Consider the following 13205-nt stretch of genomic DNA (forward strand, 5'->3'; position numbering starts at 1 on the left):
TTCTCAGTGCTTCTCTCTCGAGCTTGCTAGACGTATTTTTTAGCTTATTAAGATAGTATTTTCTCATGGGGATTACTTCTCTTGTATTAGGCTTTGGCGGTAATGCGGGGTTCCTTGCTGACTCATTAAGTATGGTTATTTAATAGGAACTAATAAACAGATAGACTTTTAACAATCTGTTCCTGTTTTGTTCCTTTATCACTACTTTTGGTCTGATGTGTTTTATAATGGGCTTAATCAGGAAGGGTTGTTTATAAAAAGGTTCATTATTTGTCTGATCTAAACATGATGCGCTACTACACAAGGTTGAATTCGTTCGAGCCTAATATCTCACATTCGGTGACTTTAACTGAGGTTGCAGACAAATTGTTTACTAGTTTGCGCCATGCTCGAACCTTGCTAGGTAAAATGCATCACGCTGAATGGGTGGTGTGGGAGCCAAAAGTCGGCAGGAATCAACGATCTAACCTGACCTTGTGTTTTAGCAATCAAGAGTTGACTCAACATGTTGCCAGTAAACTGATAGAGCAAGGCAAATACGAAAAAGCACTTTCTATTTTGGAAAATGACCGTGCAATATTTGGGTCTCTACTCCAAAAAACATCTGGTGCAACGATGCGCGAAGGGCTACTGCATGTTCAATTGACTTACAAACGTAAGTTTGAGGCTTTGTTCCCACATCATATTCATCGCAGTAGTGAACGATTTTTGATCAGGCAAGTATTTAGCTGCCTCGTCACTTGTAATGGTAAAGGCGAGTTAAAGCCTGAGTTGGCTCATCATTGGGTGTATGATTCTGAAAAATTAACTTGGACCTTTTATTTACGCCCTGGCCTTAGCTTTCACGATGGACACCCAGTCGATGCGAAGCAACTTGTGTCTTTGTTTTCTGCCCTACAAACCTTACCTTTTTATCAGACAGAGTTAGCTCATGTGGCTTCTGTATACAGCGATCAACCATTGAGAATCAGCTTTCAGTTAACTAAAGCAGACACTGGGTTTGCAGGTTTGCTTGCTGGCGTTAAGTATTCGATTCAACCAGCAGCTCAAGTCGCCCGTAAACCGACGCCATTAGGATCTATGTCTCATGCCGTGATTGGAACTGGCCCTTTCAAAGTGGTGGAAAGTAATAACGAGCGTCTAAAACTAGCTGCATTCGAACATTACTATGGCTGCCGATCGTTAACCGATGAGGTCACCATTTGGCAATTTGAAGAATCGATGACGGGGAGCGCTCGCTTTGATGATAGCCAAATGCAGGTTTCGCCTTATCAAGACTCGTCCTGTTTTCATCAATTGGGGAGAAGCGATACGGAACTGGTGTCTGCAGAGAGTGACGGCCTTCGTAGCCGAGTCGAGGACGGGTGTTTATTTATCCTATTTAATCAGAATTCAGCAGTTAAGCCACTCAATAATGAGCAGCGTAAGTACCTCTCAGGGATCGCCAACCCACAAGCTATTTTGTCTCAATTAGAACAGAATCAAGGGTTGTTTAGTGTCTCTTTGGCTCAAAATATACTGCCAAGTTGGCAAAGGTTATATCGAACGCCTTCAAAGGAAGCTCAACTTCCTCAAAAGATGACTATCGCGGTTTACGACTACTATGCGTTATACCGATGTGCTATTTGCGTATCAGACATCCTAAAACGATATGGCGTGGATGTTGAGGTGAATACCTACAGTTTTAGAGAATTGGCTCAGCTGTCCCAGAGTGGCGAGCTAAAGGAGGATTTGGTGTTGTGTAATCTGAACTTAGATGACAACACACCTTCTTCATTGTTCTCGTGGTTGATGAATGATCCCGTGTTGCATTCCGCACTAGGGGGGACGAACAGCGACTGGCTGAAACAGCGTTTGGATCATCACAAAGCCTCCGTTGAACTGCCTGACTACTTAGTAGAGTTGGAACCTATCGCGTCCACGTTGATTTCTGATTATTGGTTGGTGCCAATGTTTCATCACTTGCAAACTGTGCGTTTCCAAGGGATTTTGAAAAATGTCGCTATCACTAACTGGGGGTGGCCAGAATTCAAAAACGTATGGTCAGCCGATTAGTGACAGGTACTGATGGCAACATTTGAATTGAGAACTGAACTCGATAAGTGGTGGCTTTAGAACGTGAGTATTTAAAAATTAGCGTTTGAATACTTACTATTGTTTCGTTGTCTAGCGCTCTAGGCTATCTTACAACATTCGATACTGGCGAATACTAATGATGCTTAAGCGTAAGCGTTAAAGTTCACTGCATGATCTGTTTTTTGAGGCTGTCTACGGATCAGTCACCGCTTTTTATTATGTGATGTTCAATAATGTGCTTATTACTTTACATTAAATTAGACATTTAGACGTCTAGACGTTGACAAGATCTAAGTGTGACATTAGTCTGCTCCTCTTCTTGTTTTATTGCGTTGATGTTCCATGTCCAATTCAAAAAATTCTAATGCTGTAATTGCACCTTCTGCAGTTGCGCTTATCCCTCTGATTGTGTTCCTAGCGCTGTTTATTGGCGTAGGTACGTACTTGTCACTGCAAGGCGTCGATTTTGCTTTCTATCAGCTTCCAGCTCCGATTGCGGCTTTGCCTGCTGTGATGCTGGCGTTGTTGTTAAGCAAGGATAAATTGAACCGTGCTATCGAACAATTCTTAGGTGGAGTAGGTCACAAAGACATTATCGCAATGTGCATGATCTACCTATTGGCGGGGGCTTTTGCGGCCGTGGCTAAAGCCTCTGGTGGCGTCGATGCGACGGTAAACCTTGGTCTATCGGCTATTCCTACGAGCATGATTCTGCCTGGTATCTTCCTGATTTCAGCTTTCATCGCGACAGCAATGGGTACTTCAATGGGGACCATTGCTGCCGTTGCACCAGTGGCGTTAGGCATTGCAGATTCAGCAGGCATGAGCATTCCACTGACTGCCGGCGTTGTTTTGAGTGGCGCTATGTTTGGTGACAACCTGTCTATCATCTCTGATACCACAATTGCCGCGACACGTTCACAAGGTTGTGAGATGAGAGATAAGTTTAAAGAGAATATCCGTATTGCACTGCCTGCTGCTCTTATCGCGATTGTTATCTTTGCTTTCAATAGCACGGCAACTCAGGTTCCTGAAACAGGTCCAATCGAGTGGCTGAAAGTGTTGCCTTACATCACTATCTTAATTCTTGCGGTATCGGGCATGAATGTTTTTGTCGTGCTAACGATTGGTATCTTACTGGCGGGTGGCGTGAGCCTAGGTTCTGTTGAGAACTACGGTATGACGGATTACGCTCAAGATATCTATGCAGGCTTCGGCAATATGCAGGAGATCTTCTTACTGTCGATGCTGATTGGTGGTTTGAGTGAGCTAATGCGTCGCCAAGGTGGGTTGGTGTTCCTGACTAACTTAGTCAGTGGTGTGATTCGTGCGTTTGGTTCTTCACACTCTAAGCAAGCGAATGGCCGTGCAAGTGAGTTAGGTATTGCTGGTTTGGTATCTATGGTGAATCTATGTACTGCAAACAACACGGTAGCGATCATTGTTTCTGGTAGCGTCGCCCGCCAATTGGCAGAGGAGAACAATGTATCTCCGCGTCGCTCTGCAAGCTTATTGGATATCTTCTCCTGTGTGATTCAAGGTGTGTTGCCTTATGGTGCACAAGTGCTGTTGCTCGGTTCGGTGTTTAACTTATCGCCTTTAGATATTATCACGCACTCATACTACTGTTTTGCACTTGCAATCGTGGCTGTGGTTACTGTGTTTATTAAACACTCGGCTCGCCAAGTTGCTCAAGCATAGTCATTATTGATTTCGTTAAAAGGCTCCACAAGAGCCTTTTTGTCGATATATTATGTTTGTTGCCTGTCCGTACTGAAATCTTAATGAGAACTAATTGCAATAATACTTTACTTTATTTATGGTAGCGGGCTGATGTAGTTACGGATAGCCGGATAAAATGAACGACCCTATTTTCTTTGAACATCTTTTTGAACACGCCAAACAGGTGACTCCCTATTTAGATGGTCAAATCACTCCTCTGTCTGACGCTAACCTCGCTGATAAGCTTATCCATAAAGAGATACCTAGCTCAGATACTCTGCACGAGCTTTATGAAAACCTTAAGAATGAACACCCAGAAGCAGGGGCTGCATACTGGTTGACTCGAACCTGGACACTGCTTTGCTGGCAGCCTATTTACGTTTCATTTATCTCTATTTACTCTTGCCGCGGTTTACCTGAATTATCCTCAATGGCTCAGCAGGTACACCCTAATTTTATTGGTGGCTATCAATTCCCTTCAACCGCTTATGTCACGGGTTCAGAGGATGAGTTGGTTACACGTGCAGGCCAAGAGCTAGTGTCATTATTTGATTATTTTCGTGAGGAAATGAGTGAGTGGACGCGGATTCGCCCTGGGTTCACCAATCATCTGTTTGCTGATGGGATTCTTGGGTGTTTGGTGAAACTGAGTCAGTACGCTCCTGAACTGCCTGAGGCGTACTTACTTGAACAGGCTCGTTTGTGGCTAAATGCCTGTGCTTTGCCAGAAAAACTTATCCATTCGATTCGTTATCATGAACATGAGAAAAAGCTTGTTTTGGTTCGAACCAGCTGCTGCTTAGTTTATAAATGCCAAGGGCGTAAATTGTGTCGCGATTGTCCAAGGCATCCGGACAATAAACGCTAAGGTGATTCTACCGCCTCAGTGTTACGGTACCTCGATACAGAGTAAGCGATAATGAGTATCGTGGCCGAAAACAATATGCACAAATAGATCGGATAAGTGGGTGAAAGGGTTGCCATGAAGGCAAGTAATGATGCCACTCCATAGCCTATCGTGTGTGCCATTGAGAGGTAACCTGCAACCGCACCGGGAGCTTCATTTTGTTGTTCTGTTGCGGCAGAGGTATAAGCCGGAACCAATAAAGCGGCCCCGCTCGCGACTACTGCCATTGCAATCCAAAGTACCCAAATATTCGTCACGAGAAATAGAGTAAACCCCATCACCATAGCAAACGCGCCAAGTTGATACATGATACGTGGTGTGAGTTTTTTCTTTTTGATTACCAATAGCTGAGTACCGAACGTGCACGCAGCACTGATGGTCAGCAATGCTCCTATGCCGTCACTGATCTGGCTGGTGGACCAATCGGTTATTGAAGAAAGTAAAGGCGAGAAGCTATATTGCAGTAAAGCAATGGCAGCACACAAGAATAATCCACTCATTAGGTATGGATATAGCCTTGGATTGGGTAACCAGGGCTGTGGGCTTTTGTTGTTGGTTTCCTGTTGAGGTTGGTTTGGAATCGGGAGATTTAGAGCTCCCATCAGAGCGATACAAGGAAGCGTAACCATGATCATCAGTGGGGCAAAAGGGGATAACTTTAATGCCAATATTGAGATAAGTGGTCCGACTAAGCGGCCTGCGCTTAACCCTATGCTGACTGATGTGATGGCTTGAAGTCGATTTTCCTTGCCGCATAAGATAATAGCCCAATGTTGGCTTGCCGGCACCATTCCTGAAACAGTGCAGCCGTAGATAATGCGAGCCACTAGTAGCCCAGTGAAATAGAACGGTATGTAAGAATCCTTACCTTTACTCAAAATCGCAAATAAAGCCAGAAATGAGAAGCTAATTGCCATGCCAATCAGAGCCTGAATAACTACTTTTTTAGGCCCGTGTTTATCACTGTACCTCCCCCAGAAAGGAGCGGATGGCAAAAATAGAAAGCTACCAGTGGCTATCAAAATAGACCATGTTGACAGCCCAAATGCGGATTGTTCTACCAAGAAGGGTAGCGAGACCAACAATCCATTTTGCCCAATGCCCATGAGAGCTGCGGCCAAACCTATAGTGGCTAATTGAACGCGTTTGCTATTTGTTCCTGACATATCTTGAGGTACTTGTGGCGATGGTGAGGACGACAATGAATAGTATTGTTAATGATAAAACTGTTCATTGTGATAATAATTATCATTGTTATTTTGTTGTGATAAGATTAACGGCTTGTAGCTAATAACACAACTGCGTATTTAATTATGTACCGACTTGTCGATGCGTCGTTTGAAATCGACGGCAACCCTATTCTTTCCGCCACGAGCTTAACTTTTGAACCCGGTCAAATCACTACGCTGCTAGGGCACAATGGCTGTGGTAAGTCGACGCTGATGAAATTGTTGAGCCGCCAAAATGTTCCTACTCAAGGACAAGTTCTCTTGAGAGGTACACCAGTCTCTCGGTTCAATCATCTTGAATTTGCTCATCAAGTGGCTTACTTGCCTCAACATCCACCAATTACTGACGGCGTCACTGTTCGAGAATTAGTTTGTTTTGGCCGTTACCCGTGGAAAGGCGCCTTTGGTCGCTACAGCAAAAAAGACTATGCGATTGTGGATGATGCTATTGATAGAGTTGGATTAAATGCCTTCCGAGATCGATTTGTGGCGACTTTATCTGGTGGTGAAAGACAACGCGCTTGGATAGCGATGCTATTGGCTCAACAAAGCCAATGTATTTTGCTCGATGAGCCGACGTCTGCACTAGATATTGCCCACCAACATGAGTTGCTATCTCTTATCCGCGATCTCAACCGTACTATTGGCCTGACGGTTATCATGGTTTTACACGACGTCAACATGGCGGCTAAATTCAGTGACCACCTGATAGCGCTTTCTTCCGGTAAGGTTATAGCCTCTGGGGTTCCTCAAGAATTTATGACCCGCGAGACGTTAATGCAGATCTATGGAATTGATCTCGCCTTATTCCAGCACCCAGAAACGGGTCAACAAATCAGTTATATCCCTTAATTAAAATCAATAGGATTCAGTTGTGAAACAGTTTGTGATGATGTTTTCTATGTTTCTAGCGTTTGCGACTAACGCTATGGACCTTAAACATGAAATGGGTGTTGCCTCTTTTGATTCCGTCCCTGAAAAAGTGGTCGCTTTAGATTGGGCATTAACAGAGACCGTCTTGAGTTTGGGGGTTGAGCTTGAAGGCGTGGCGGATATTGATGGTTATAAGCAGTGGGTCGTGGAGCCAGTTCTGAACTCAAATGCCACCAACGTAGGTTCTCGGCGTGAGCCTAATTTAGAGCTGCTTACTACGTTAAAGCCCGATGTCATCTTGATCAGTAAACACATGGCGGCAGCTTACGAGCGGCTCAATCAAATTGCTCCTGTCGTGGTTTTCAGCGTTTATAGCGAAGATAAACAACCTCTTGAGTCGGCGGAATCCGTGACGGTGTCTTTAGGTAAGTTGTTCGGCAAAGAGCGACAAGCAAAGGATGTGATTCAACAGACTAAACGCGTATTGACAGAGAACGGAGCGAAAGTACGAGCCGCGAACAAGGGAAGTAAGCCTTTTATTTTTGCTCGATTTATTAACGACAAAACCCTGCGGGTTCATGGACAGGGTTCGCTTGCACAATCAACGCTTGATGCTATGGGGTTGCGTAATGACTGGCAAGCGCAAACGAATCTTTGGGGGTTCTCTACGGTAGGAACTGAGAAGTTAGCAGAGCACCAGCATACCAATGTCATGTTGCTTGGACCTCTTAAGAAACAAGAATTAATACAGCTCTCTCGCTCACCCCTTTGGCAAGTCATGGAGTTCACTCGCACCGACTCTGTTCATGAACTCCCTGCGATTTGGACGTTCGGCGGGCTTATTGCTGCGCAACGTTTTAGTTTCCATATTAGCGATAGCATGAATAAACAATGACAAATACCGCCATTAAGCTTCCTAATCGGTCTGTGGAGCGCGTTAATTGGAAAATGACGATATTGCTCCTTTCGGTAATCATAGTGATCGGTATGTTACTGCAAGTGACTGCACCATACTCTAAAGGTGTTGAACTGATTTGGGATACGTTATTCCACTTTGATGCGTCGAATTATCAGCACTTGATTACCCGGCTAACTTACCTGCCTAGACTAGTGGTCGCATTAGCATGTGGTTTTGGTCTTGCTGTTGCGGGCTCTGTGATGCAGTTTGTGCTGCGAAACCCTATCGCATCACCCACTACATTAGGGGTTGCGGCGGGAGCAGAATTGGGCATGGTTCTCGGAATACTGTTTCTGCCTGTTGGCTTAGCCATACCAGCATTTATTCCTGCCTTTATTGGTGGCTGTTTAGCGACGGCGCTGGTTTTTTCTCTTAGTGCTGCCAGAGGTTTCTCACCTTTACACTTAGTGCTGGCAGGTATGGTGGTTAGCTTGTTTTTGGGATCAGTGAATACCATGCTACTGATGCTAAACGAACAAAGACTTACCAGTATTTTTGTGTGGGGTTCAGGTGTACTTAATCAAAATGATTGGTCGAGTGCTCAGACACTGATTCCTTTGGTTTCCTTCCCAACCTTTTTGTTACTACTTCTTCATCGACCAATGTCTGCGCTACAGTTTGGCGATAATGTTGCGACCTCGCTTGGCATTAACATTAAACACGTCAAGCTGTTGTGTTTATCTTTGGCTATTTTTATCACCGCTGCGGTAGTCAGTGAAGTAGGGCTCATTGGGTTTGTTGGTATCGTTGCTCCCGCCATAGCGAGGATGCTTGGTGCGAGATCGTTAAGGCATCAGATTGTGGTGAGTGGGTGGGTCGGTAGCCTAATGCTATTGATTGTTGATTTAGTTATTCAGCCTTTTTCAGGCGTTGGGGGAGAGCTGCTTCCTACCGGTGCCATGACAGCATTGATTGGGGCGCCATTTTTGCTTTGGTTACTACAAAGGGCCAAGTTACCTTCAGAATTAAAAGCGCGTAGTGAGCAGACGGAACGCTATAAGTATGTAAATACGAAAAAGATCATTGTGATCATGTTTGGCGTGTTGTTAATCGCTGCTTTACTAGCTGTTGTTGTCGGGCGAGATCAGTTTGGTTGGACATTGAGTTTCAATCAATCCTTATTGCGACTGCGTGCGCCACGGGTATTGGTTGCGTTAATTGCAGGGATAGGACTCGCCGTTGCGGGCACTATTATTCAACGAATTTCAAACAATCCAATGGCAAGTCCCGAAGTATTGGGGATCAGCTCTGGTGCGGCTCTTGCTTTAGTACTCGGGACTTTAACGGGGGTAGCGATTGAACGAGAGCAACAAATGGCTCTTGGGACTCTAGGTGCTGTATCGGTGACAGTATTAGTGTGGTTGGTGGGACGAAAACACAACTTTGCTCCCGCGCGAACTTTACTCACTGGCATTGCATTGAGCGCAGGGCTTGATGCCTTGCTACGTATTGCAATGAGTTCCGGGAATGAAAATGCAACGGCACTCCTTACGTGGCTATCGGGTTCAACTTATCTGGTGGCTACTCAAGATATCGTCTTACTATTGAGTGGCGTTGGTTTAGTCGGAGCTTTTGCATTAGCACTCAATCGTTGGATAGAGATCATCAGTTTAGGGGAGGTAACGGCTAATAGCATTGGTGTGAGCGCCACCACGGTACGTTTAGTCTTACTTCTTTTGGTCGCGGCTTTAACGACGTTGTGTACCATCGTAATAGGGCCATTGAGCTTTATTGGCCTACTTGCACCGCATATGGCTCGCTCTCTGCACCAATATCGTGCCGTACCACAAATGTTGACCGCTGCATTATTGGGGGCAATTGTTATGGTCATTGCCGATTGGTTAGGTCGAACTTTGTGGTTCCCTTGGCAATTCCCTGCTGGTCTATTGGCTTCATTAATAGGTGGAGGTTACTTCCTGTATTTAATGAGACGTTAATAAGAGAACCCTTCAGTTTTAGCAGGAATTAATACGATATTTGCAGTCGATCTGTACGTCGTTATAGAGGCCAGAGTACCGAAAATTCGAGTGCTCTGGCCTTTTTATTTGTCGGTATGTTATTGATAGAATTAATATTTGTAGGTTTGTTATTTATTTTTGTTAATTATTAAAAAAATTGGTTGCTTATACAAATGATAATAATTAGCATTCTCTATATTGGTTTGGTAATAATAGTTCGAGAAATAATATGAATCGTAAAAACGATCGGCTCAATCTCGAGAGTTCAAACAAACAGGTCCGAGGTAATGACCCGTCCATTGCTTGTTTTCTCAACTCTCTTGCCCGCGAAAGTCAGTTCATTCAAATTCAACGTTCTGAAGGCCGGTACATTTTCCAGCTGTCCTTATCAGAAAATAGAGTGATTCAAATCCCTCTAAGCTATCACTCTGAACTTGGCAGTCATGAATATGACCTACCTGCATTGCTCCTTACAGAAGATGCGTATCACGCTTTATCTATTGAAGACCTGATCGACCGAGTCCTTCCACATTGTCTGAATTGAGCTCTATTAAATAGTGCATTTGATACGTAATGGCTTTGTTGTTTTGGACAATTGGTATTGTCTTGTCTGCTTAAGCCATGATTTGAGAATTTAAGCCATGTGTGAACCACCTGATGGGTGATGATGACATTGGTTTATTTAGCAAAGTAATAATGAAGGACATCACATAAGCCTTGATGGTTTTTGGATCCTTCTCTCAATAAAAATAGAGAATAAAATGAACGTTAAAAAAGGAAGTTTTCCACTATCGACTGTTGCTTTAGCGGTTGCCGCTGCAAGCACAATATTCCCAGCCCAAGCTCAACAAACAACAACTGAAGAAAAAATGGTCGTTGTTTCAAGTCGAACTCCTAAAGCGATCAGTGATATCCCCGGCACTGTTTGGTATATCGATTCGGCGCAAATTGAGCAGGAGTTTCGTGGTGGTAAGTCACTTGGCGAGATTCTCTCGGCAACTATCCCGTCGTTAGACGTTAGCAGTGGTGCTCGTACTAACTATGGTCAGAACTTACGTGGACGTAAGATGCTCGTGATGATTGATGGTGTATCTTTACAATCTTCACGTCCAATCAGTCGTCACTTAGATTCGATCGACCCGTTTAACATTGATCGTATTGAAGTGTTGTCGGGTGCCACTTCGATCTATGGTGCGGGTGCGTCTGGTGGTGTAATCAACATCATCACCAAAAAAGCGGATGGTGAAGCGCTAGAGTTTGAATCGTATGTGGGAGGTTCATCAGGCTTTAATTCAGGAGAAGACTTTGATTACAAAGTGGGTCAATCAATTTCTGGTGGTAACGATAAGGTTACTGCTCGTGCATCTGTGGTTTATACCGAAACCCAGGGTTTCTTTGATGCTGACGGCGATATCGTAACGCCTGATATTTCTCAGGGTTCGTTACAGTTTAACCAAACAGTTGATTTTTTGACGACAGTTGGTGTGAATATCTCTGAGACGAAGAAGCTGAACTTGTTAGCTCAATACTACGACAGCCAACAAGATTCACCTTACGGACTTTACATCGTTAACAATAAATTTGTGGACGTGAGAAAAGGTTTTTATTCTGACCGTGAACATGGCACTGAGCGTATGATGTTACGTGCGTCTTACGTTGATGACCAGTTCTTAGGGCATCAACTTATTGCTGAAGCGTCTTACCGTAAAGAAGATCAGACCTACACGCCTTATTATCAATCTTCAGGTCAACAAATAACGGATGTTTTCTCTTTAAAAACAGCCTTAGCGAAGAGTTTTAACAAGTTTAACATCGTTTATGGTATTGATGCTTATCAAGATACCTTAGAGAGCAACCAAGCACTTTATGATCCAACGATAGCCAATAATTCTGGTAATCTAGTTAACCAAACTTACGCTGAAATAGGTCGTTATCCTGGCGTTGAGGTTGGTTCTGTAGCGGGCTTTGTGCAAGCCGGGTATTCGATTACTGATGCTTGGAGTGTCGAAGGTGGTTTCCGTTATCAATATATGGTCAATAAGATTGACGATTTTGTTGGATATAAGCAACAGGGTCAGATAGCTAAAGGCAACGGAACATCAGCCGACTCAGTACCGGGTGGTGAAACGAATTACAGTGTTGGGTTGTTTAACTTGGGTACGATTTATCACCTCAATGATGAGTCTCAAATCTGGACTAACTTCTCTCAAGGTTTTGACCTTGCGGATCCTGCGAAATACTACGGCCAAGGTGACTACACGTTGGTTGGTGATAACTGGCAATTAAACGACAGTATTAATGTTAACAACTCAAAAATGTCGGGCATTAAAACCAATAGTGTTGAACTTGGTTATCGCTTAGACAACGGTGATTTGAATCTTCAAACTGCAGCGTATTACTCTCACTCGGATAAAGCGGTTAAATACAACAAGCAGACACTGCTTATTGAAGAGTTGGATGATAAAAAGCGTGTTTACGGATTAGAAGCGATGGCGTCTTACTGGGTACATGACAACGTTCAACTGGGGGCTTCAGGTCACTACGTTGTTTCAGAAGTGAAAGGCGACGATGGTTGGAAAGATATGACAGCTGGAGAAGCGAGCACGTCAAAAGCCACAGCATGGGCTGGTTGGTATGATTCAGAGCTCGCGCTTAAACTTCAAAGCCAAACTATGTTTGATTACGAAGATGACTCTCAAAACAAACTGGATGGTTACACTGTGTTTGATCTTGTGGGCTCTTACCAATTACCTGTCGGCAGCTTAGGTTTTGGTATCCAAAACTTACTTAACGAAGACTACACAACGATCTGGGGTCAGCGCGCACAAATTGTATACTCGTCTCACTACGATGCTGCAGCTTACGATTACAAAGGCCGTGGTCGTACTTATACTTTGAATTACCAAGTTAAGTACTGATCTCTTTTAGGTAACTGATGTAGAGCTAAATATAGCTTAGCAAAGGCAAAGCCATTCATAGCGATATGAGTGGCTTTTTGTATGACTCTCAATATAGCCTTGCTGGATAACCTCCAACGAGAACGCTGTTATTTACCTCTCGGACGCTTTTCTACCAAGCCATTGCGTTCTAAGCCGCGTCTTACGCTGCTGCATAGTTTACCAAAACGACGCAGTTCTTCGAAGTTTGGCCCTTGTCCGATTGAAATACTGTGTTCCCAGTACATCAACTCACTGTCGACCATCTCCAATAATTTCTTAGAGCAACCGGAGCAATTTCCTTTTGGCCCACAAATGAACGTCTCTGACTCGTAAAGAGGGAGTTCGTTTTTCACTTCTTCAATGAGATTCAACATCGCCGAGTTTAAGTCTGGCTTCTTGTTGGTGAGTGGTTTCAAGCTTAGTGCTTGAGGCGCGATCACTGAAGGGGCTTGTGTGTTGGATTGTACATTCAAAGCAGCTGATGACATACCAAAGGCCTCAAGGAAAGAAGAAGAGGGGTATCCTACTCTTCACAACAAAGTG

The 13205-nt window shown here is 44.1% G+C and carries 10 protein-coding genes; 8 read left to right on the forward strand and 2 right to left on the reverse strand.

Features of this window, described 5'->3' with window-relative positions; translation table 11 throughout:
• Window positions 1-270: 270 nt before the first annotated feature.
• From ACED48_RS13715 to ACED48_RS13725, 3 genes are all read left to right on the forward strand, one after another.
• Window positions 271-2055, forward strand: coding sequence for an SgrR family transcriptional regulator (locus ACED48_RS13715; RefSeq protein WP_017058741.1), 1785 nt, complete (start codon window positions 271-273; stop codon window positions 2053-2055).
• Between the two features lie 363 nt (window positions 2056-2418).
• On the forward strand, window positions 2419-3777 hold the full coding sequence (locus ACED48_RS13720) for a Na+/H+ antiporter NhaC family protein (protein ID WP_017058740.1): 1359 nt from the start codon (window positions 2419-2421) through the stop codon (window positions 3775-3777).
• Window positions 3778-3934: 157 nt separating this feature from the next.
• A complete protein-coding gene (locus ACED48_RS13725; RefSeq protein ID WP_017058739.1) occupies window positions 3935-4666 on the forward strand; it encodes a siderophore ferric iron reductase in 732 nt (243 codons plus the stop codon).
• Here the strand turns inward: ACED48_RS13725 and ACED48_RS13730 are convergent.
• Window positions 4663-5871, reverse strand: coding sequence for an MFS transporter (locus tag ACED48_RS13730; RefSeq protein WP_017058738.1), 1209 nt, complete (start codon window positions 5869-5871; stop codon window positions 4663-4665). The two genes, ACED48_RS13725 and ACED48_RS13730, sit on opposite strands and share 4 nt — an antisense overlap.
• A gap of 147 nt (window positions 5872-6018) precedes the next feature.
• Between ACED48_RS13730 and ACED48_RS13735 the strand changes: the two genes are divergently transcribed.
• The 5 genes from ACED48_RS13735 to ACED48_RS13755 all read left to right on the forward strand — a co-directional run bounded on the left by ACED48_RS13735 (window position 6019) and on the right by ACED48_RS13755 (window position 12641).
• Window positions 6019-6786, forward strand: a complete 768-nt coding sequence (locus ACED48_RS13735; protein ID WP_017058737.1) for an ABC transporter ATP-binding protein — start codon at window positions 6019-6021, stop codon at window positions 6784-6786.
• A 22-nt stretch (window positions 6787-6808) separates the two neighbouring features.
• Entirely contained in the window at window positions 6809-7702 is an 894-nt protein-coding gene (locus tag ACED48_RS13740; protein WP_017058736.1) for an iron-siderophore ABC transporter substrate-binding protein, read from the forward strand.
• 53 nt (window positions 7703-7755) lie between these two features.
• Complete coding sequence (gene fhuB, locus ACED48_RS13745; protein ID WP_241811134.1) at window positions 7756-9702, forward strand: Fe(3+)-hydroxamate ABC transporter permease FhuB; 1947 nt, start codon at window positions 7756-7758, stop codon at window positions 9700-9702.
• 421 nt (window positions 9703-10123) lie between these two features.
• The gene (locus ACED48_RS13750) at window positions 10124-10267 is read left to right on the forward strand and encodes a hypothetical protein (protein ID WP_158006796.1); all 144 of its coding nucleotides are present in this window, start codon (window positions 10124-10126) and stop codon (window positions 10265-10267) included.
• Window positions 10268-10484: 217 nt separating this feature from the next.
• Entirely contained in the window at window positions 10485-12641 is a 2157-nt protein-coding gene (locus tag ACED48_RS13755) for a TonB-dependent receptor (protein ID WP_017058734.1), read from the forward strand.
• A 128-nt stretch (window positions 12642-12769) separates the two neighbouring features.
• On the opposite strand, the gene ACED48_RS13760 is transcribed toward ACED48_RS13755, so the two are convergent.
• Window positions 12770-13150, reverse strand: a complete 381-nt coding sequence (locus ACED48_RS13760) for a hypothetical protein (protein ID WP_017058733.1) — start codon at window positions 13148-13150, stop codon at window positions 12770-12772.
• Window positions 13151-13205: the final 55 nt, after the last annotated feature.

It is taken from the genome of Vibrio sp. 5S239, from assembly GCF_041439575.1.
In the GTDB taxonomy this organism is placed as follows: Bacteria; Pseudomonadota; Gammaproteobacteria; order Enterobacterales; family Vibrionaceae; genus Vibrio; species Vibrio kanaloae.

Bases quoted from the DNA above. Each gene is read 5' to 3' on its own strand.
- ACED48_RS13720 (WP_017058740.1), top strand. From the start codon at position 2,419: ATGTCCAATTCAAAAAATTCTAATGCTGTAATTGCACCTTCTGCAGTT.
- ACED48_RS13725 (WP_017058739.1), top strand. From the start codon at position 3,935: ATGAACGACCCTATTTTCTTTGAACATCTTTTTGAACACGCCAAACAG.
- ACED48_RS13730 (WP_017058738.1), bottom strand. From the start codon at position 5,871: ATGTCAGGAACAAATAGCAAACGCGTTCAATTAGCCACTATAGGTTTG.
- ACED48_RS13735 (WP_017058737.1), top strand. From the start codon at position 6,019: ATGTACCGACTTGTCGATGCGTCGTTTGAAATCGACGGCAACCCTATT.
- fhuB (WP_241811134.1), top strand. From the start codon at position 7,756: ATGACGATATTGCTCCTTTCGGTAATCATAGTGATCGGTATGTTACTG.
- ACED48_RS13755 (WP_017058734.1), top strand. From the start codon at position 10,485: ATGAACGTTAAAAAAGGAAGTTTTCCACTATCGACTGTTGCTTTAGCG.
- ACED48_RS13760 (WP_017058733.1), bottom strand. From the start codon at position 13,150: ATGTCATCAGCTGCTTTGAATGTACAATCCAACACACAAGCCCCTTCA.